At 38.5% G+C, this 20,497-nt stretch carries 19 protein-coding genes and 1 pseudogene; 13 read left to right on the top strand and 7 right to left on the bottom strand.

Annotation, left to right across the window (positions count from 1 at the left end):
• Nucleotides 1-6 precede the first annotated feature (6 nt).
• From LEP1GSC203_RS01795 to LEP1GSC203_RS01830, 8 genes are all read left to right on the top strand, one after another.
• On the top strand, nt 7-1,836 hold the full coding sequence (locus LEP1GSC203_RS01795; RefSeq protein ID WP_039936937.1) for a ComEC/Rec2 family competence protein: 1,830 nt from the start codon (nt 7-9) through the stop codon (nt 1,834-1,836).
• Nucleotides 1,790-2,665, top strand: coding sequence for a 16S rRNA (adenine(1518)-N(6)/adenine(1519)-N(6))-dimethyltransferase RsmA (gene rsmA, locus LEP1GSC203_RS01800; protein ID WP_002971963.1), 876 nt, complete (start codon nt 1,790-1,792; stop codon nt 2,663-2,665). Before LEP1GSC203_RS01795 ends, rsmA begins: the two co-directional genes overlap by 47 nt.
• 18 nt (nt 2,666-2,683) lie before the next feature.
• A complete protein-coding gene (locus tag LEP1GSC203_RS01805; RefSeq protein WP_002972058.1) occupies nt 2,684-3,925 on the top strand; it encodes a sterol desaturase family protein in 1,242 nt (413 codons plus the stop codon).
• A 253-nt stretch (nt 3,926-4,178) separates the two neighbouring features.
• A complete protein-coding gene (locus tag LEP1GSC203_RS01810; protein WP_002971971.1) occupies nt 4,179-4,964 on the top strand; it encodes a M23 family metallopeptidase in 786 nt (261 codons plus the stop codon).
• A 6-nt stretch (nt 4,965-4,970) separates the two neighbouring features.
• Nucleotides 4,971-5,798, top strand: coding sequence for an HAD family hydrolase (locus LEP1GSC203_RS01815; protein WP_002971998.1), 828 nt, complete (start codon nt 4,971-4,973; stop codon nt 5,796-5,798).
• Entirely contained in the window at nt 5,795-6,481 is a 687-nt protein-coding gene (rsmI, locus tag LEP1GSC203_RS01820; RefSeq protein WP_002972078.1) for a 16S rRNA (cytidine(1402)-2'-O)-methyltransferase, read from the top strand. The genes LEP1GSC203_RS01815 and rsmI overlap by 4 nt, the downstream gene beginning before the upstream one ends.
• Before the next feature lie 39 nt (nt 6,482-6,520).
• Nucleotides 6,521-7,144, top strand: a complete 624-nt coding sequence (locus LEP1GSC203_RS01825; RefSeq protein WP_002972047.1) for a helix-turn-helix domain-containing protein — start codon at nt 6,521-6,523, stop codon at nt 7,142-7,144.
• A 2-nt stretch (nt 7,145-7,146) separates the two neighbouring features.
• Nucleotides 7,147-8,073, top strand: coding sequence for a 50S ribosomal protein L11 methyltransferase (locus tag LEP1GSC203_RS01830; RefSeq protein WP_002971964.1), 927 nt, complete (start codon nt 7,147-7,149; stop codon nt 8,071-8,073).
• Here LEP1GSC203_RS01830 and LEP1GSC203_RS01835 read toward each other — a convergent pair.
• Complete coding sequence (locus tag LEP1GSC203_RS01835) at nt 8,070-10,184, bottom strand: 7TM diverse intracellular signaling domain-containing protein (protein ID WP_002972065.1); 2,115 nt, start codon at nt 10,182-10,184, stop codon at nt 8,070-8,072. The two genes, LEP1GSC203_RS01830 and LEP1GSC203_RS01835, sit on opposite strands and share 4 nt — an antisense overlap.
• 105 nt (nt 10,185-10,289) lie before the next feature.
• Between LEP1GSC203_RS01835 and LEP1GSC203_RS01840 the strand changes: the two genes are divergently transcribed.
• Nucleotides 10,290-11,666, top strand: a complete 1,377-nt coding sequence (locus LEP1GSC203_RS01840; RefSeq protein ID WP_002971995.1) for a flavin monoamine oxidase family protein — start codon at nt 10,290-10,292, stop codon at nt 11,664-11,666.
• A 1-nt stretch (nt 11,667) separates the two neighbouring features.
• On the opposite strand, the gene LEP1GSC203_RS01845 is transcribed toward LEP1GSC203_RS01840, so the two are convergent.
• A complete protein-coding gene (locus tag LEP1GSC203_RS01845) occupies nt 11,668-12,780 on the bottom strand; it encodes an acyltransferase family protein (RefSeq protein WP_002972053.1) in 1,113 nt (370 codons plus the stop codon).
• A 49-nt stretch (nt 12,781-12,829) separates the two neighbouring features.
• Between LEP1GSC203_RS01845 and LEP1GSC203_RS01850 the strand changes: the two genes are divergently transcribed.
• Together LEP1GSC203_RS01850 and LEP1GSC203_RS01855 are read left to right on the top strand one after the other, a co-directional pair.
• A complete protein-coding gene (locus LEP1GSC203_RS01850) occupies nt 12,830-13,123 on the top strand; it encodes an HNH endonuclease (protein ID WP_002972063.1) in 294 nt (97 codons plus the stop codon).
• A complete protein-coding gene (locus LEP1GSC203_RS01855; protein WP_002972009.1) occupies nt 13,123-13,488 on the top strand; it encodes a DUF1292 domain-containing protein in 366 nt (121 codons plus the stop codon). The genes LEP1GSC203_RS01850 and LEP1GSC203_RS01855 overlap by 1 nt, the downstream gene beginning before the upstream one ends.
• Here LEP1GSC203_RS01855 and LEP1GSC203_RS01860 read toward each other — a convergent pair.
• Genes LEP1GSC203_RS01860 through LEP1GSC203_RS01875 form a run of 4 tightly spaced genes read right to left on the bottom strand, consistent with a single transcriptional unit; the run spans nt 13,472 to nt 18,619 of the window.
• A complete protein-coding gene (locus tag LEP1GSC203_RS01860) occupies nt 13,472-13,894 on the bottom strand; it encodes a MaoC family dehydratase (RefSeq protein ID WP_002971961.1) in 423 nt (140 codons plus the stop codon). The genes LEP1GSC203_RS01855 and LEP1GSC203_RS01860 overlap by 17 nt on opposite strands.
• On the bottom strand, nt 13,878-15,143 hold the full coding sequence (locus LEP1GSC203_RS01865) for a sensor histidine kinase (RefSeq protein WP_002972073.1): 1,266 nt from the start codon (nt 15,141-15,143) through the stop codon (nt 13,878-13,880). The genes LEP1GSC203_RS01860 and LEP1GSC203_RS01865 overlap by 17 nt, the downstream gene beginning before the upstream one ends.
• Nucleotides 15,144-15,146: 3 nt before the next feature.
• Complete coding sequence (locus LEP1GSC203_RS01870; RefSeq protein ID WP_002971974.1) at nt 15,147-16,721, bottom strand: acyl-CoA dehydrogenase family protein; 1,575 nt, start codon at nt 16,719-16,721, stop codon at nt 15,147-15,149.
• Nucleotides 16,718-18,619: an AMP-dependent synthetase/ligase gene (locus LEP1GSC203_RS01875; protein WP_002971959.1), complete on the bottom strand. Its 1,902-nt coding sequence runs from the start codon at nt 18,617-18,619 to the stop codon at nt 16,718-16,720. The genes LEP1GSC203_RS01870 and LEP1GSC203_RS01875 overlap by 4 nt, the downstream gene beginning before the upstream one ends.
• Nucleotides 18,620-18,739: 120 nt before the next feature.
• On the opposite strand from LEP1GSC203_RS01875, the gene LEP1GSC203_RS01880 reads away from it, so the two are divergent.
• Both LEP1GSC203_RS01880 and LEP1GSC203_RS01885 read left to right on the top strand, forming a co-directional pair.
• Nucleotides 18,740-19,339, top strand: a complete 600-nt coding sequence (locus LEP1GSC203_RS01880; RefSeq protein ID WP_002972045.1) for a CBS domain-containing protein — start codon at nt 18,740-18,742, stop codon at nt 19,337-19,339.
• A gap of 9 nt (nt 19,340-19,348) precedes the next feature.
• The gene (locus LEP1GSC203_RS01885) at nt 19,349-20,116 is read left to right on the top strand and encodes a sodium:solute symporter family transporter (protein ID WP_002972061.1); all 768 of its coding nucleotides are present in this window, start codon (nt 19,349-19,351) and stop codon (nt 20,114-20,116) included.
• Here the strand turns inward: LEP1GSC203_RS01885 and LEP1GSC203_RS01890 are convergent.
• A pseudogene (locus tag LEP1GSC203_RS01890) lies at nt 20,113-20,497 on the bottom strand (IS481 family transposase); the annotation flags it as partial. The gene LEP1GSC203_RS01885 and the pseudogene LEP1GSC203_RS01890 sit on opposite strands and share 4 nt — an antisense overlap.

A 20,497-nucleotide genomic window follows, 5' to 3' on the forward strand; every position in this document is an offset into this window, starting at 1 on the left:
TCCTGTATGAAACAGGAGATCTTTCTTCTCCCTAGAGCTGACTTCAGTTGGTTCTGTTTGGGAATTTGCGGAACTGCCTTCCTTCTAAAACTGGGACTCAAAGTTCCCGGGTTTCACTCGATTCTTATTTTATTCTCACTCCTTTTACTGATTCTCTATTCCTTCCTTCCCAAAACCATACCGCGTAACATCGATAAAAGGCTCTATTTCTCTCTTTCGGCATCGATTCTATTTTTATTATTTGCCAATGTTCATTCGGGCCCTCGCAAGAAAACCATCCATCCCCTCTTTCGTTCTTACTTAGAAACTCAATTGAAACATTCGCCGCTCACAAAATTTGAATCTAGAATTGTTATGGGTTTTGTCACGGGATCCACAAAAGAAATTCCTGGAAATTTCAAAGACATAGCTAAGGAATCAGGAATCCTGCATCTATTTGCAGCCTCGGGTCTCCATTTAGGAATTTTTATTGGTTCCTTACAATGTTTTGGGAACCTCTGTTTTCGAAAAAGGAAATGGATTTCACTTTTACTTTCGTTAGGTGTTGGTTTTCTCTACTTGGTCGCACTAGACTTTCCAGTTTCTTTTTTACGAGCCTATCTCTTTGTTTTTTTATCCCTCGTAGCCTCTCTATTTTATAGAAAGATTGGGCCTTCTGATTTACTTGCAATCTCTTCGGGTTGTATTGCTTTTTTTCTCTTCTATGATTTTTTAAGCATCGGATTTTTATTATCTTTTGGAGCAGTGTATGGTATTTTTTTTCTAAAACCAAGTTTTGACCAAATCCTTCTTCCCAAATCAAAATCTTTTATAAAAGAAAACTTCCACTTAACACTTGCTTGTTCTATCTGCAGTTTCCCGGTTTTAGTTTATTACTTCCGTTCTTTTTCTTTTGGCGGAATTTGGATCAATTTTCTTTTGGTTCCTATGGCAGGAATCCTTCTTCCCACTCTCTACCTTAGTTTCTTTCTCCAATCCCTTGTTCCAAAGTTTTTAATGACCACACTCTCCTCGTGGATTTGGCTTCCCGCTTCTTTTGAATTGTCTATTTTTCTAAAATTATTTCATGAATTAGGAAATATGGGTCGGGGTTATAAAACTTGGGTCAGCACTCCGGTAGAATTTTTCATAGTTTCAATTCTAATAACCATTCTTTTCACCTTTTATCCAAAACTTCGTTTGTTGAAATTTCCCTATATAAAATTTCCTCTCTACATTCTACCAACTTTCTTTTTGATTGTTTCCTATTGTTTCCCAATGCCTAGCTTTCCTTTTTTACAAACCAAAGTCCGAAAAAGAAATCTATCTATTTGGCACGGCGATCATCTGTATTTATTCGGATCTTGTGATTCGAAAGGAATGACTGAGCTCACACCAGGCCTTCCCCCACCAAAATCAATTTCCTTTGAATCGGAATCCTGTCTTAAAGGAATATTAGCCTCAATGAAAAAATACCAAATAACAGATGTTTATTGGCATGGGACAAAAAATTCTCTAAATTGGATTTCAAAATTCAAACTTCCCATAAAATCCAAAGAAACAGAGATTTTAGGTGCGGGTATGAATCCACTATTTTCCATCATTCGATTTGATGGGAATCCTAATGAGGTAGAATGGTTTTTACAACGGTCAAAACAGGCAGACAAGTCCAGAATCAACTCCCGATGGAAGGGAATCCTTCTTTTGGACTTTCCCCCTTGGAAAAAAAAGGAAGCGAAAGAATGGATCCAATACCAAAAACTACTTGGGATTTCTACTGCCTGGAAAATGATACTCGTTGAGGAAACTTTTGAAATCCCCTTACGCGACTATCTCCAACATACAAACCTTCTTTGAAGCCAAAGGGATTCGAGCTCAGAAGAAATTTGGCCAAAACTTCCTTATCGACCAAAACATAGTCAACTTTATCGTAAATTCCACAGAACCTTTGTTAATTGATAAATCTATTGTCCTTGCAGAAATTGGGATTGGTCTTGGTACCTTAACCTACCCCGTCCTTAGTTTAGACAAAAAGACCTATCTTTTCGAAATCGATAATGCCTACATCGAACTGACGAAAGAAGAAATTTTACCAAAGTTTCCAAAGGCCGTTCTCTTGGAAGGAGATGCCTTAGAAAATTTATTCCATATCTATAATGAAAATGTATTTGTATATGGAAATTTGCCTTACCACCTAACTACAGAAATCATTAACACCTTAGTCATTCATTGTAGAAATTTCCAAGGGGGAATTTTTATGGTGCAAAAGGAATTTGCCGAAAGACTTGTAAAAGAAACTTCCTCCTTATCTGTCTTTCTCTCTGCTTTTTGTGAAGTGAAGTATTTAAAAACCGTCCATAAAAACTGTTTTTTTCCCATCCCCAAAATCCATTCCGCTCTCATCTTGCTGAGTCCCAAAAAGGAAACTCCAAACCGGTGGAAACTGAAAACCGACATGGAAGTGGAGCTTTGGTCTCGGATGTTACGTACACTATTTTGGGGAAAACGAAAACAAATCCAAGTAAGCCTCAGAGAATCTCCCTTTTCAGAGGATCCAGAATTTCGGGAAGCTTTGGGCAAGGCCATCCAATCGGCGGGGGTTCCCCCTACGGCCAGACCAGAAGAATTGAACCGAGAACAATTTCTGACTTTGGGTCAACATTTACTTGACTATTTGTCAAAATGATGTCAAATTTATTCCGCCATGTTCGAGAATTTTACACCTCCGCCCATTGTCACCTATGCCATCCCTGTATTCTTCCTTCTCATTGGAATCGAAGTCTACATTGGTTACCGTAAAAATAAAGCCCTCTACAGGCTAAACGATTCCATTGCCGACCTAAGTACGGGAATCATTTCGCAAATTTGGGGCCTCTTCCAGAAGGGAATTGGACTCTTTGCTTATTTCTATATTTACGAACACTTTCGATTTTTTGAATTTGCGATGACAAACCCTTGGGCTTGGATCCTTTGCATCGTGGGCCAAGACTTTTGTTACTACTGGTCACATCGACTTGCCCATGAAGTGAATATCCTTTGGGCAGGACATGTCATCCACCACCACAGTGAAGAATACAATTTGGTAGTGGCTCTGAGACAAACCGGACTCGGAGGAATTGTGACTTGGATCTTCTATGTTCCTTTGGCTCTAGTGGGATTTCATCCTTGGATGTATCTGGCCAGTGGACAAATCAACCTGGTCTACCAATTTTGGGTGCATACCAAAGCGGTAGGGAAAATTGGAAAGATTGGAGAATACATATTATCTACTCCCTCCCACCACAGAGTACACCATGCGATCAATCCTATCTACATTGATAAAAACCATGGCGGAATCTTTATCCTCTTTGACCGGATGTTTGGAACTTTCCGAGAAGAAACAGAACCTTGTGTTTATGGAACAGTCAAACCCCTCCGTAGTTTCAATCCTGTGTATGCCAATTTCCATTATTATTGGGAACTTTTGAAACAGGCCGCGAATGCTCCCTATTTCTTAGATAAAATTCGGGTCTTTTTTAAACCACCCGGATGGTATCCTAGAGAAGGTTCCAAACCAGCTGGATTTTTACCCATCCCGGAAGTGCGTCCAGAGACCTTCCATAAGTATGATCCCAAACCCCAACCAGAAGTGAGAACGTATACTACCACTTGGTTTGTTTTGGTTCTCCTTTTGTCTTTTTCCTTCCTCCTATTTGTGGCAAAGTTCTCTCTCATTTCCCAAGTCCTCGTGACACTTTGGGTGACATTTTCTCTATTAGCAATCAATGCCCTCATTGAAGGAAAGTCCTGGGCGGGTGCGATGGAAATCGGGCGACTTCTCTTTGGTTTTCTAGTGATCGCTTACTTTGATGTAGGTTGGGCTTACTATGCGATAGGAATTGTTTGCCTACTCGTCGCCGGAATCTACCTCTACCGCACGAATGGCCAAAAAACGCAAGTAGTCTAAACCGAAATTACGACGAATTTGCCTAAGCAAATCCCATGGACCTACTAGAATCCTTCTAGTAGGTCTTCTCTCTTCCCACTAAACCCTGTTCTCTAATGATTTTACCAAAAGAAAAACGGATGACCTGAAAACCATTCTCAGTGTTATGTCACATAAATGCCATGAATGGGGCAGATTCCCCGATCGTTCCCCTTGACCGGACGAGGTCCCGTGAGAATTTGGCATTGCACCAGAGTTTTTGAGGCGAAATGAGATGAAGCGAAACCGAAGTTACTATATCATTCTAGTCCTAATCCTGTTTGTAGTGACCTACTCCGCCTTTGCGGCCTACCAGAAGCAAAAAAATGGTCCTGTTTTTTTGGACAACCATGTCTTCCAACGTTACAATGAACAGTGGGGTCTTTGGGTAGACCTAAATGCCGAGAAAAAAAGCCTTCTTGAGAAGGCTTCTGAGTTTGGAATCCTAGCCCAAGAGGTGATGGAGATCAACCAACTGAAAGAATCCGATCTTGGCCGTTTGAAACGCTCCATTTTCTTTCCTTATTCTGCAGAATACATGCGAGGGCTCCAAGAAAAGGAACTCTTTCGCGAAACTGTCGAGTCACCCATTGACCAATTCATTTGGCCAGTACTACCGAATCATAAATCTAGAATTTCTTCCCGGATTGGAAGGCGCTGGAACACCTGGCACACAGGTCTCGACATCGCTATTCCTAAAAATTCCATCGTTCTTGCCGCAGCTGATGGCGTAGTGGAAGAAGCGGGCCGAGGTGGTGACTATGGTCTTGCGGTCAAAATTTACCACCACGACATGAACCACTTCCATACCGTTTACGGACACAACCAAGAGTTACTCGTAAAGCCAGGAGATGTGGTAAGAAAAGGGCAAATCATTGCTTTTTCTGGAAACACTGGAAAGTCGACAGGACCTCATGTTCATTTCGAAGTCCGATTTCATAATGTGTATTTAAATCCTGAAAACTTTCTCACTCCCTACGAAGAAGGAGTTGCCACAAGCATAGTCGGATTTGCAGACTAAGTATTAGTGACTAACCTGACAAAGAACAGTTGGACGGATCAAATTTACGACCGTCTGACTACCATCATACCAGAAAAACCAGGCATTGTTTGTTTTGATTTTGATAACACTCTCATTCGCAACGACTTTGGTGAAAAAATCATGGAAGAACTCCTTCATGAGGGACTAAAGTTTGTGCCAAAAGATTTATCCGATTTTTTTCGCGATAAAGAGCTTTGGAAAGACCATACCGCAATTCAAACAACAGAAAAAGAACGTCTGATTTGGGAAGAGTATTCCTACCAGCTAAAAGAATACGGAATTGAAAGAGGATACCGTTGGACGAGTTTTATTTTCCAAGGTATGAACAAAGAGGAATACTACGAAGTTTCCCGTCGTGCTTGGGAGAGAGTCAATATACTTGATAGAGATTCCGGTGTGTTTCCCCAAGTAGAAATGAAAGACTTAATTGCCTACTTAAACCATCATGATTGGACTGTGTACATTGTGACCGCATCTCCAGAGCCGGGAATTGCTGCCATTGCCCACCTATTTCCCGTTGAGGAATCCAAGGTCATTGGAATGAGACAGGAGTTAGGTGGAGATGGGAAGTTTACTCACCGATTGATTGAACCGTATACTTATGGAGAAGGGAAAGTCAAAGCCATCGAAGAAAGAATCGGAGTTTATCCAGACCTTGCGTTTGGAGATTCTTTTAATGATTATCCTATGCTTTGTCGGGCAACACAAATGGCTGTTGCCATTAACAGAGACAATCCAGAATTTGCCTCTGCCTGTTCTGCAAAAGGAATTTTTATCCAACCCTACTTTACTTACCAACCAGTACCAAGATGAACCGACTTTATTTAGTATCCAATTCAATTGGAAACGATGCCGATATCCCACCACGCACCAAAACCTTGTTAGAGGAAGCGGACTGGATCTTGGGCGAAGAACAAAGAACTACTTCTACATTTTTAAAAAAGTTAGGAATCACAAAACCCTTTGATCTTTTGAATGAACATTCCTCCCGTAAAGATATGGATGAAATCGCTATGAAACTAGCGACCACCAAACGGACCTGTCTGATATCAGATTCAGGAAGCCCTGGCCTGGAAGATCCCGGCAAATGGCTTGTTCCCTTGGCTTGGGAAATGGGTATCGAAGTGAGATCTGCACCTGGCCCCACTGCCCTCATTGCAGCACTCACAAGTTCTGGGTTTGCCACTTCTCCCTTTCTTTTTTTGGGATTTTTACCCAGAGAAGAAAAAGAAAGGGAGAGGACACTCAAACAATACATAGGACTCGGCATAACCATCGCCTTCTATGAGACAGCATACCGGGCCAAACACTGCCTAGAAACCTTAGCAAAAATCCTACCGGGAGACCGCCAAATCTACCTCGCCCTCGGAATCTCGATGGCAAGCGAAACGAGCTATCGTGGTTTGGCCAAAGAAATACACAAAAAGTTTCCCCCTGGCCTAAAACTCCCTCCGGTCTTTGTCATTGAAGAGAAAAAAGAAAGGTCGAAACGTTAGTTTGTTGACAGTACCTCTGTTATATTGGACGCTTGGACAATGGTAAGTAAAGTAGAGCAACCGACTGACGGAATAGACCAATTAATTTCAGAATCTGGCGATTATATAACAGATGTCGTCAAAGAGAATCTGAAACTCATCCGTCATACGAAAGGTTTTTCTTTGGACAAACTCGCAAACCGATGTGGTGTGAGCCGAGCGATGTTATCGCAAATTGAACAAGGGAAGTCCGTTCCCACGATCTCCGTTTTGTGGAAAATTGCAAACGGACTCAATGTTCCCTTTTCAGAACTGCTCAAAGAAAAAAACCAAGATGGAATCCATATCCTCAAAGTAGAAAACTCCAAAGTTCTTTACTCCAATTCCAAAGTCTTTGCCAGTCGCGCCCTTTTCCCTTTTCTTGGAAACCGCAAAACGGAATTCTATGAACTGATACTAAAACCAGGTGGACATGAAGTTGCCGAACCCCACAAAACAGGAACCACAGAAAATCTGGTTGTTGTTTCCGGCAAACTGCGGTTACGCGTTGGTGAAAAAGTTGTAGAACTTGAACCAAAAGATTCTGTATTTTTTAAAGCTGATGTTTCGCATGAGTATTCCAATCCAACAGACCAAGAAACTTTAATGTACTTGGTTATGGATTATACGGACGAAATAGGTTAAGATTGGAATACAGAGAACTCAAAGTCAATCTACCTAAAGAATTATCTGACAGTTTTTACGAACTGTTGGATACACTCCAATGTGCAGGTTATTACGAAATTCTCTTTGATGGGGAAGCACCCAAAGAAAAAGACCAAGGTCTCATCAGAGACAATACAAACATTCGAATCTATTTACAGACTGATGAAATTGATAAAGAACTAAAAATTCTTATTTTTTTAAAGATTCATGCACCGAGCAATTCCAATACGGAATCACGCAATATTGAAACTCGTGATTACGAAGAAGCTTATAAAGAATATTACAAACCATTCTCCATTGGGAAAAAAATTTGGGTGATCCCTACTTGGGAAAAAAATGAACCGGAGACTATCCAACTTTGGAAACCAAATGGCGGAATACCACTCTTTATCAATCCAGGTGTTGCTTTTGGAACAGGTCATCATGAAACCACCAAACTGATATTAGAACATTTGGATGAATTGTATGATAGAGGTAAATTCCCATTTTTATCAGCTTGCGATGTGGGCACAGGTTCAGGTATTCTTTCCATCGGACTTGCGAAATTCGGTGTCTCCAAAATTTTTGCTTTGGATATTGATCCCAATGCAGTGAAGGCCGCTTGGTCCAATTGGACTGAAAATGAATATCCAAAAGGATTTCAATTCAGTGTAGAAGAATCAGGAATTGACAATCCTAAGTTATCCAATACAAAATATGATTTAGCCATTGCCAATATCACTTACGCAGTTTTATCGCAAAACATCCGTCACTTGGCAAAAATCGAAGCCCCTAGAATTATTTTTTCTGGAATCATCACAGACAAAAAAGACCAGTTTCTTGGATTATTACAAAGCCATTTACCAGGAAAACTCCTTTATTCTAAAGAATGGAATGAGTGGTGGGTTTTGGACTGGTTACGTAATTAGTCCTTATTCAAATACTTTATCAGGCTCACCTGGTTACCACGATCATTGTATTCAATTCGATCAAATACAGATTTAGTCATAAGAATTCCTCGGCCATGTTGAATGTGAGCTTCATTCATTTCCTCAATCGATTTTTCCATATGTTTCTTATGATCAAACCCTCTACCTTCATCAGTGATTCGATAGGCCACAAATTCTCTTGTGAAAGAATATTCGATTTTTACCCTCTTTTGACTATATCTTGGATCCTCTTGTCGTTTTTGTAAAAACTCCAAATAATTCCCTTCGATAAGGGCCTTGGATTTTTCATCAAAACTGATGTTTAAATTTCCATGTTCTACCGCATTAATAATAATTTCACGGACAGAAGATCTCACTTCCGTTTGTTCTACATTGGAAAGATACTTAGAAAGTTGAGAGGTAATTTTTTGAGATACAAGTTCAGCATTTCTTAAATAATTATTCATAGAAAGTTCAATCTTTTCGGATTCTATGAGTTGAATGATTGTGTCTTCAAATTGAGAAGACATAGTGGCAAGGATTTCTCTTGTTTCATCGAAGTCAATGTATTGCAATCGACAATACATCTCTTTAGGTTCTTTTACATATTTTTGTTCAAATTCTGTTTTGAAATTAATGATGGAACCAGTCATTTTCAAATCAGTGAGTTTATCATTCACATACATTACATTATAATCAGATTTTTTGTCTCTGCCAGTGTATAAAAATTCGGTGATTTTTTTTCCTCTTAGATCATCCAATCGAAAACCCATATGTTTCGATAACGCACGGTTTGCATTGATCACTTCGAAGTTTTCATTCATCATCAAAATTACTTCATCAGAACCTTGGAAAATTTCTCTAAACCTCTTTTCAGACTCTTCGATTTTTAATTTAGCATGAGATAATTCTCTAATATGTTCTCTAAGGCTTCGTGTGAGAAAGTTGATTCTGTCTGCAAGTCCTAGAGACAACAAAATGGTTTGTAAGGCAGTACCAATTTGGATGGTCCAACGAGTGATTTGGTTGTCTGGCAAAAAACCCAAACTCTTTAAAGAATACAATAATACACCCAAAAGAAAAAAGGACCAAGAAATCAAATAATAACGTGCAGGACGTACATTGGTAAGGTATGTAGAAGTCCCACTAAATACCATAATAAGAGCTGTAGGAACCGTTAGTAAAATGGAGATCACCATGGCTGTCCGGTAACTTAAAAAAAATGTGATCACGGAGAACATAAACAAAAATCCCACCCAAATCCACATCAATCGGGATATCTTCGGCAAATGTTTTTTTAAACTAAGGTAATTGTTTGTGAATGAAATTCCAGTAATACAAGAAACAGAAATAAAGAATGGAAGCGAATAATTAGCCCAAAAAATCCAATTGGGCCAAAGATACTGAAAGGCAAAACCGTTATTGATTAAATGAAAGAAAAAGATGGAACTAATAAAAAACAAATAAAAAAGGTAACTTTTTTCGTAAGTAAAGATATAGATAAAAAAGTTATATGCTACCATAACAAATAAAATTCCGTAAAATAAACCAAAGATCATTTGTTCTTTGTTCAACTGATCATAAAATTCACGCTCAGTCCATATAGCGAGCGTTAAAGGAATAGTGGATTCAGATTGAACTCTTAAATAATATGTCGCAGAAACACCAGCAGGAGTTTCTAAGGGATATGCAGGATTTCTATAATCTAAATTTCTTTCGGAAAAAGGATGGCGGTCCCCTAATGTATGGATCAAATTTTTTGGCAGAGAATTTCCGTAAATTTGGATTTCATCCAGTAGTGGGAAATCAAAAACCAAATTCCAACGGATTAAATTTGCAGTAGGATTTTTAATTTGGATGCGAATCCAAAACGTAGATTTAGAAAAACCTAAATTGGGAGAGGTTATTTTTTGAAATTTTGAATCCAAAGATCCATTCGTGATACCTTCTTCTTTTATTGATTGGTCTTTGTCTTCCAAAACCATTACTTCCTGCCAGATGGGTTTTCCAACGATTTCGGAACTCAGTGGGATGGCAGACTCCGAAAACAAAATTCCAGGCAAAACCAAGAGTAGGATAAGAAAAAAATATTTTACATGGTGGAAAAACAAAGGTAGTGATCTCCCAATTCGCTTAAAAAGACAAAGTTACTAGATTGTATTTTTCTAATTTTTCTAGCCTTTTTTGTTTCTAATGTTAAAATAGGGGAAAGTTCTATGAATCGAAAAAGTTTCCTACAAAAGATGAGCGCTGTTACCTTAGGGGCAGGGTTAGTACTTCCTAAAAAATCATTCGGACAATCCACAACAATTACGAGTGCCGAAACCAAACCAAAGTCTAGCGGTGGAAAAAAGGCGATTGTCCTCGGTGGAGGGCTTTCGGGTCTCTACTCAGCTTACCTTTTAAAACAAACAGGATATGATGTCACGGTCATTGAACGTGGGGACAAACTAGGAGGTAGGATTTCCACTTATGAAAATCCTGAACTAGGAATCTTACAAGATTTAGGTGGTGAATGGATTGGCGAAGGACAAACTGATATCAAAAGTTTGGTAAAACAATTAAATTTAGATTTAGTATCTTCCAATATTTCTGATCGTTTTTCACTTCAAAAATCGAACAGCGACCAATTAAAAATATCGCCCACCTCTATTGACACATTGGACAAAGTAATCGATCTACATAAATCTTTAGGTAACACACAAAAACAAGGTTTAGACAAAATCAACTTTTCGTCTTACGCCCGTTACCAAGGGTTAACGGAAGAAGAAATTCGTTCTATGAACGATTTATACCGAGTGATCCTTGGGGCCGACCTAAACCAAATCTCAAGCGAATCGGTATTAGATGATCTTTCCGCATTACAATCGGCACTTAAACCGAAATACCAAGTCCGAGGAGGAGCTGAACGAATCATAAAAGAACTCGCAAACTCTCTTCGTAACCAGGAGATACTTTTAGGAGAAACTGTAACAAAAGTTTCCCAACAAAAAAATCAAGTTACGGTAGATTTATCTTCAGGAAGATCAATCAAAGGAAGTTTGGTTATTTGTTCCCTACCTGCTGCCGCAGTTCTTGATATCAAATGGACACCGGGCCTTCCTAAAGATTTAATTTACTCCGCTTTAAGGATGCAAACAGGTAAAATCTCTAAAAATTTGAGTTTAGTAAAATCTAAAGAATCATTATCAAAATTTTTTCTATCAACAAATACTGCCGCAGAAACTTTATATGTTTCAGAATCTGCTGTTGGCACAAATATAACGGCCGTTACCTCCATTTCAACGGGAGATAGAGCTTCTTTATTTGAAAAAGGAAGTGAACGTCAGAAAAAAAATCTGATGACATCTTCTTTGGAAGAAGTTGGTGATTTGGAATTGATCCTAGAATCTCCTTTTGTTTTTCATAGTTTCCAAAAAACAACGGGTCGCGCAGGCTTTGTTTCCTTATTCCCTCCGGGTAGTTTTGGAATTAAAGATGTCTGGGCAGAACCTTTCGAAAGAGTTTTTTTTGCAGGAGAACATTTAGCATTTCATACGGGAAGTATGGATTCTGCAGTTGCCTCCGCAATCCAAGCTATAAGCAAAACATAGTTTATTTACTTTTTAGTCCGAAGAGAAACCGAAGTGGTTTCGTCTTCCGGATTAAAAATTCGTACAAGATAAAACTTGCTGCCAGTACAACAAAGATATGGAAGATAAATTTTAACCATAATCCCCATTCCATATCCTTTACCCAATAGGCAAAAAATAAAGATATGGGGTGGTGGACTAAATAAATGGGAAGGCTTGCCTCAATTAAATAAGTTCCCAACTTACCTTCTTGATTTCCATAGGATTGGAAAATCGAAACAAGAAAACTAGTCCATAAAAACGGAGCAAGAACCCATAAAAAAACATGGGATGCTCTCACCCATCCATTCACATACTGAAAATAGATCCAGAGTGGATCTTCAATTTCCAATTCCTTAAAGACAAGGTAAACCAAAACTCCCCAGACAAAAACTGCCATGATTTTCATAAAAGAATGGGATTTCGGTAAAAGAATACTTCTCCAGTGAAAACAAAATACACCTGAAAGAAAAAAGGAAAACTGAAATATAAAGGTTAACTTAAAAATGCCATAATAGGATTCTCCTTTTGAAATTTGTGTATGGAATAAAAAAACAACAAGAAAACAAAAACTAACAAGCACTATGTACTTCGAAATCCACTTGGGAATTAGATTCCAAAGTTTTGTAGTAAAAAAAGATTTAGGAATCAAACTGTATAAGATACTAAAACAAAACAAATCTACTAAAAACCAGATGTGTGAGTGTTGGAAATGATCCTTTGTAAAAAAATATTCCAGAAAAGATAAAAGATCTAACTTTGGGGTTTTGATTCGTTCGGTAAGATAATATTGGATGGGCGCAAGGAATAGAAGTCCAAAAATAGTTGGGATAAGAACTCGTTTGAACCGAGCTTCCAAATAAAAACTTCTTCCTTTTTTTTCCCAAACCATTGCTGAGAAAAAACCTGAAATCATATAAAACATAGGCATCCGATAACTATGAATCCAATAACAAAAATAGGATAGAACATCACTCCGGTCTTCGTCCTGAATGGCGTATTTAATGTCTGAGGCATAAACAATGGCCGCATGGAAAATAATTCCGAGTAAAAGTGCAAAGGATCTTAAATTGTCTAGGTAAACCAGTCTTCCCATTCCTCCATCTTTTTCTTGACGAAGGGAAAAAAACAGATTTTTTTAAACTATGACGGAAACTCCCTCCGAATCATTTTTTTCCGACGTTAGCGATGAAGAAATCGCTCGGGAAAGAAGGAAAGCCAAAGAACTAAAAAACAGTGCCTGGTGGAAGAACAAACGATCTTCTGGAATTTGCCATTATTGTGGAAAAAAATTCAAAGTGGAAGAAATCACAATGGACCACCTAATTCCTCTTATCCGAGGAGGAAAATCTGTAAAAGCAAATTTGGTTCCAGCTTGCAAAGAATGTAATTTCAAAAAAAAACATAGCCTTCCTTTTGAGAAGGAGTTCTTTACCTAATGGACATGAAAGACTTAGGATTCCAGGGGGATGACTTTCTCCCTAGTCGTGCCACCGAAGAAATCGATCTCGTAGATGAAAAGGGAAACAGTTATCAATGGGAAGTGTTTTATTCCTTTTCCCAAATGGGAAATGATTACCTTGTTTTTCTTCCAGCTACAGAGCAAGAATTCCAGTTTGTAAATGTAGAAATGGATGATCCGGATTCTGATGTACCAGGTTATATCGTAATGCGGATTGGACAAGACGAGTCTGGAGAAGAAATTTTAGAAGAGATCTTAGATGAGGACGAATTAGAAGAAATACGTGAATATGTCGAAGATGAAATTGGACTCTTAGGACAATTTCTTAACCGGGAGGAATGACAAGAGTTTCCCCTTTACTAACCACTTCTGATTTTTGATTGGTCCAAACAATTTTCATTTTTACTGCTTTCAGCCTTTCTACTTTTTCCACAACTTCCACCAAACAAGTGATCGTGTCCCCAAAATACACAGGTTTCCTAAATTTGGTAGTAGTTTCTAATGCGACAGTTCCAAGACCCGGTAATTTCATTCCAAGAACTGGTGCCAGTAAGGATGCAGCGAGACCTCCGTGAGCTATCCTTGTTCCAAAACTAGTTGTTTTTGCATATTCTTCGTCTACATGCAAAGGATTAAAATCCCCACTAATTCCTGCAAATAAATACACATCTGTTTCTGTGATTGTTTTTGTAAAGGATGCAGAATCCCCAACTTGGATTTCTAAAAAACTTTTACCTTTTTGATACATTCGAATCATCCTTAGGAATTACTTTTTTTGGGGAGAAGGCAAAATGATAGAACACACCTTTGTTAGGCGAAGAGGAGCATTCTACCTCACGTCCATTCATCTGACTACATAAGGAAAAAATTACAGATAAACCAATTGACTCTGCTTTTTTGTAGTTTAGTCCTGGAGGGAATCCAACTCCATTATCTCTGTATTTTAATTCATAATTGTATTTATCTGTAACGATAAAATCTATTTTAATCAAAGCATCGGATTTGCCATTGGTAAAAGCATGTCGAAAACTATTGGTTAACAACTCTGTAATCATAAGACCCATGGGAATGGCATCTACAATGTTAAACTCTAGTTGTTGGACATCCAATTCAATGAGGATATCTGTTCTCATGTACATGAGTTTTATATTTTCAACAAGACTTGTGATATAATCTATAGAGCTAAGGCCAGATAGATTTTTACTACTATATAACTTTTCATGAACTAAAGCAATAGCCTTGATACGAACAATACTTTGTTCCAAAATATCAGCCGTTTCAGGTGGAGAGGAATAAACTTGCAATTGTAAAAACGAAATTATGACTGCTAAATTATTTTTAACTCGGTGGTGGACTTCGGTAAGTAAAGTTTCATTTTCTCGTAAAGACCTTTCGAGTTTGGATTGATTTTCCATATAACTCGTCATATCAGTTATGACAGCTACTGCCTTATTGGCACTTCCTTCTTTAGTAGGGATAAAGAGTCTATGTTCTAATGCCCAATTAATTTTCCCATCTAACATACGAATGCGATACAAAAGACCCGTATGGTTTTCCCTTAATTGGTTCATCCAAATTTGGGACATCCGTTCCCTATCGGATTCATGTACTCGTTCGATCAGAAGTTCAGGATGGTTTAGAATTTCTTTAGTTGGAATATCAAAAAGTCTAGAGACTTGTTCACTCAAAAAATCAATTTTCCAAGTATCTAAATTGAATACGATGACAGCATCTTCGATTCGCTCTAAAATTACTTGGAAAAGTTGGTCAGACTCGATTTTTTCAAATAACACTCGTTTTTGTCTTTGTAATTCTCGAACCAAAAGGACAAAGATAATCACCGCAGATACAGTGACAAATCCCCAACCCTTTAGGCTCTGGATTTCTCGAATGTCTTCTGTAGATTCAAATATAAGAGAAATTGTATAATCTGAAAAATAAATCCAAACGTAGCCGAATAACAAATAGAAAAATGCTATCCGGCCCGCTGCTTTCATTGACTACAATAGTTCCTGAAGTGATTGGAAACGAGTTTGCACAGTATCCTCAATAGAATTCCCCAATTGGGAATAGTGTTCCCACAATTGGCCGAGTTCTCCTGGAACATAGTTTGAAAGTCTAGTGAATGACATAAGATACTTCCCCACAAGATAATACGAAAGTAACTTTCGATCCATCAATTTTTCATCAGGAGAATAGTATTCCGTCGATTTATGTATGTCAATTTCTGACAAAGAAAGAATCACAAAAATAGATAATACATCCGCAAAGGCAAATTCAACCGATTGTAACTTTTTACGGTTCGGTTCTGCATCCATGGAAATGATGATATCGAAGAGTACATTTTGAATTTTGTCAGTGAGTGTTGACTCTTTTTCCAATTTAGAGAATTCTTTCTGAAACTTTTCTTTTCCTGAATATAAAGAAGAGATAATCGAACGTTGGATTTCGCTTGTTCCTCCACCAATTGTCCCTAACTTCACATCTCGGTAAAAACGTTCGACCGAGTATTCCTTCATGTATCCGTATCCGCCAAACAACTGTACAGAATCCTTGGCTACATCTTCGGCAATTTCTGAGGTAATGAGTTTTCCCAAACTACTTTCCAAAGGTGAAGGAACTCCACGATCCTTTCTTTCTGCCACCCAATAAATTAATCTTCTCGCCGCTTGGATGTACACCCAGTTTCGAATAAGAATATCACGCATTCCATAAAAACTAGAAATTGGTTTTCCGAATTGTATTCTTTCATTAGCATAACGAAGTCCTTTTCGAAAACAGAACTCCATGGCACCTGCAAGACCGGCAACAAATACTGTCCGTTCCCATTCCAATGTTTCTTTTCCAATTCTCATAAAGCCAGTATTCAGAGGCCCAAGTAAATTTTCTTTGGGAATGACCATGTCTTCAAACACAAGTTCGGCGGTCATAGAAGTATGGTGACCCAATTTTTTTAACACTTTACTAACTTTAAATCCAGGGGTATTACTTTCTACGATGAAAGCTGAAATCCCCATGGGTCCTCTTCCTTTTTCGGAAGTTCTCGCCATAACAACAAACACCTGTCCTACGGGACCATTTGTAATGTACATTTTGGTTCCGTTTAATTTCCAGCCACCTTCTACTTCTTCGGCTTTCGTTAAAAGAGAGGCTGCATCGGATCCAGAAGCAGGTTCTGTTAAAGCAAAACCAGCCATCCATTCTCCTGTAGAAAGTTTAGGTAGGTATTTGGATTTTTGTTCCTTCGTTCCTTGAAAAATAATGGGCATAGTGCCAATGACTAAATGTGCCACCCAAGAAAGTCCCATTCCTCCATCTAAACATCCCGATGCAAAAGCATCTGTGGCTATCGAACATTGCAAACAACTGGCGCCTTCTCCACCATATTCAGAAGGAATCGTGAGTCCTGTGAGTCCCGCTTTGCTAAACTCTTTCCATAATTCGTCTGACCAAATTTCTTTTTCATCCCTTTCTTCAGCTGATGGAAACACTTTTTCTTCCGAAAATTGGAATACTGTATTATAAAAACTTCTTTCCTCCTCGTTCAGATAGGGATTCAGTTTCGGATGTATCATTGGTAAATTCCTTCAATTTGTTTTGAGAATACTTCCGAAATGACATTTCTCTTCATTTTTAAAGTCCGTGTCATTTCGGTATCGGGATCAAAGGGACGAGCTGCCACATAAAAATTGTTAGCCGGTATCATCTCGAAACCTTTGAATCCGTTTTCGCGAGAAATAATGCGTGAGATTTCAGCTCGATACAATTCCCGAACTTTGGGGTGGAGATTCCATTCCCCAGCTTTTTCCTTGGAAATTCCTGAAATTTTTGTTTCTACTGCTTCGAAGTTAGGAACAATCAGTGCTCCAAGAGTTTTTTTATCATGACCAACTACCATCACTTGGTCAATGAAAGGAGAAGTAAGGAGTTTGTCTTCAATCGGAATTGGCTCTACGTTTTCTCCCCCGATGAGCGCAATCGTATCTTTAGAGCGACCTGCAAAAACCAATTCATTTCTGTGAGAAATCATCATTAGATCTCCCGTATCAAAGAAACCTTCCGTATCAAAAACAACTTGGTTAAGTTCCGGACGTTTGTAATACCCTTTTAGGATTTGTTTGGACTTGATCCAAAGAGTTCCTTTAGCACCGACAGTAGTCACCACCTTTCCTGTGTCATCTTTCAAACGGATTTGGTAACCATCAATGGGAATGCCAACAGTACCTTTGGTTGGTTTTGTGTTGGAACGAATAGAAACCACAGCAGAAGTTTCTGTCATCCCGTAACCTTCTAAAACTTTGAGTCCAATAGCAGACAAAAATCCATCCACAACACTAGGAAGGGCAGAACCTGCCGAAATACAAATGCGAATTCTACCACCTAACGCTTTATGGATTGCCGAAAATATTTTTATGCTTAAAAGTTTCAAAGGAGAAAGTAAGGTCAAAATCAAAAAAGCATAGGTTCTTTTTACAATAGAGACTAAAAGATTTGGTTTTTTGATTTCGAATTCAAACCCAAAACACATGGCATAATAATGAGCCCATGTAGATCCTACTTTCAAAAAGAAATGAAATAATTTTTCTTTAAATCCGCCTTCTTTGGCTACTTTGGCAATGATTCCATTATAAACCGATTCCCAAATACGCGGTACCGAAGGAAATATAGTAGGTCGAAAATCTCTTAGGTCATCTTTAAGGGATGACATATTCGATACTAAAAAGTCGATACCTAGAAAAATTCCTGCGTATTCAATGGCTCTTTCAAACGCATGCCAAGGAGGAAGTAAACTCACAGCGTTGTCATTAGAATTCATATCCAGTCTGGAAATTGTATTTTGAATGGCAGTGATCCAACCTTTTTGAGATAACATAACTCCTTTCGGACTACCAGTGGTGCCTGATGTATAAATCAGAGTGGCGAGAGAATCAGGATCGGTTTGTTTGATTCTAGCTTCTAACATTTGTTTGCCGTTTTGATTCCACCTGTCCTTTCCTCTTTTTACAATGGAAAGGATGGAATTTTCACCTTCATACAATTCGCCTTGGTCAGTTTCTAAAATAAAAATTTGTTTTAAATGGGTGAGCTCACCTAAAAGATCATCGATGCGTTTTTTATCTTTTGGTTTTTGCACCACAAGGTATTTGGCTTCCGAATGATTCAAAATATAGAGTATCTCTTCTCGGACAATGTCTGTTCCCCGAGGGACCACAACGGCACCCGCAGTCAAGATAGCAATGTCAGTGCGAAGCCAATTGACTGTGGCATCACAAAAAAAACCAATACGATCTCCCACTTCAACACCGAGATCGATAAAACCCAAAGTCAAGTGGTCGACAAACTGTTTCAAATCTCCAAAACTGATCCCAGGGAATTCCGTGGCCGATTTTCTTTTCCGAAAGGAGACTTTGTTCGGTAGAGTTTCTGCGACGTGAGCCAATGCTTGGTAGAGGTTTTCGTAGTTTAGGATCATGGGGTTTGCCTTTTCGTATGGATTCTTTACAGAAATGTAGGATGGATAAAAAACCACTGTTCGTTTTTTGCAAGTTTTTTCTTCTTTTTGACAAACTTTTCGGAAAGGTAGGGCATAACTATGTTCTTTTGGATACATGATGGGCGCATTTTACCGAATCCGCCCCCCACTTACGCAGATCGGGTTCACAAAATCCATCCAGGGGGGAAATCAGCCCCTATTACTGGGGAAGGTGAGGAAACCAAAAGTACTAACACAGCTTCTTTTTTACACCGTTCTCCTTCGGATGTTTACGAAGAATCCGCTGGCCAGACAGAAAAAACGGTCTACTTCCTCCACGAAATCATGTCCACTCCTGCCCTAATGCAAAAGTCCACGGAAACCATTGAAACTTGCTTGGATTTTATGTTGGAAAAACAAATCCGCCACCTCCCGATTACCAATGAATCGGGAATCCTTGTCGGTTTTGTTTCCGATCGCGATATCTTAGAAAAAAGCAAATCTTACGAAAGAGATTGGCCTGTTTCCGATATTATGATCAAACGCGTATTAGTTGGTTCACCTGGATCGGAAATTAGAGGTGTCACCCAAGTTCTTTTAGAAGAAAGAATTGGATGTATTCCAGTGGTAAATGACGATAATCAACCTATTGGTATGGTCACAAGGTCGGATTTACTTCGTTTGTTACTTAAGTATCCAAATCTGAATATCATTGCTTAAGGGAGTTGTATGGTCTGGGATTTATTAGTTCTTATTTTTTATTTTCTCATCGTTTTTTATTTTGGATTTCATTTCGCAAAGAACAACCAGAAAGAAGAAGACTTCTATCTTGCTAAAAAAGAAATTCATTGGATCTTTTTATTGTTGTCCTTAGTTGCAACAGAGACTTCAAGTTTAACGTTTTTAAGTATACCATCCCTATCTTTTAAAGGGGACTACCGGTTTTTGGAAATTGCCCTCGGGTATGTGATCGGTAGAACCATTGTGGCCTTTTATTTATTACCCTCTTATTTTTCTGGAAATACCATTTCCGTCTACGAGTATGTTGGAAATCGATTTGGCAAATCTCCTCAAAAGACAATCTCTTTAGTATTTACTATCTCAAGATTATTGGGAGATGGAATTCGCTTATATGTCAGTTCTTTACCCATTGCCTTTCTATTGGAAAGGATGGGATTCAATCTTTCTTCTGATATTTTGGGAATGATCGCACTCACAACACTCAGTATTGTCACCATCATCTACTCTGTGGTAGGTGGATTCCGTGCCATTGTATTTACCGATGTGCTCCAATGGTTTATTTATATCTTTGGTGGATTTTTTGCTCTAGGACTTTTGATTTATCAATTAAACATTCCCATGGCAACAGCAGTATCTGAACTTCATAGTCTCGGAAAATGGAATTTATTTATTTTCGATTACCTTTCGTCGGGTGAGTGTACTCGTACATCCTTTACAGTTTTGTCTCAATACATACTTTACATAAAGATGCATTAAAATCCTGATTCAGACGGTAATGAGGATTGCATTGGATTTTTAAAATGCAACAACTTTCCCGTATACAAATCGATCACACCAAGGCTAACTCCATAAAAATGAATCTTTACATGCCTGTCCGAGATTTCCTCTAAACCAACTTCTTCATCTGCTAACGCGGAAGATAGAAAGATCCGATGGCCTTCAATATGAAGATTCCCTATGTCATTGATTTCTCCAATCATGATGTTTGTTGGATAAGAAGCTTTTACAATCCGTTTTGGGAATTTCCTTTTCGACTTTTGGTAATGGTTAGCAGGAAAAGAATTTTGAATTCCTTCATGTGGTCTTAGGTAATTGAATTCTTTCTGAAAATCTCGAAATGCTTTTTGTTGTGTCTCT

The sequence above is a fragment of the Leptospira terpstrae serovar Hualin str. LT 11-33 = ATCC 700639 genome (assembly GCF_000332495.1).
GTDB classification, from domain to species: Bacteria; Spirochaetota; Leptospiria; order Leptospirales; family Leptospiraceae; genus Leptospira_A; species Leptospira_A terpstrae.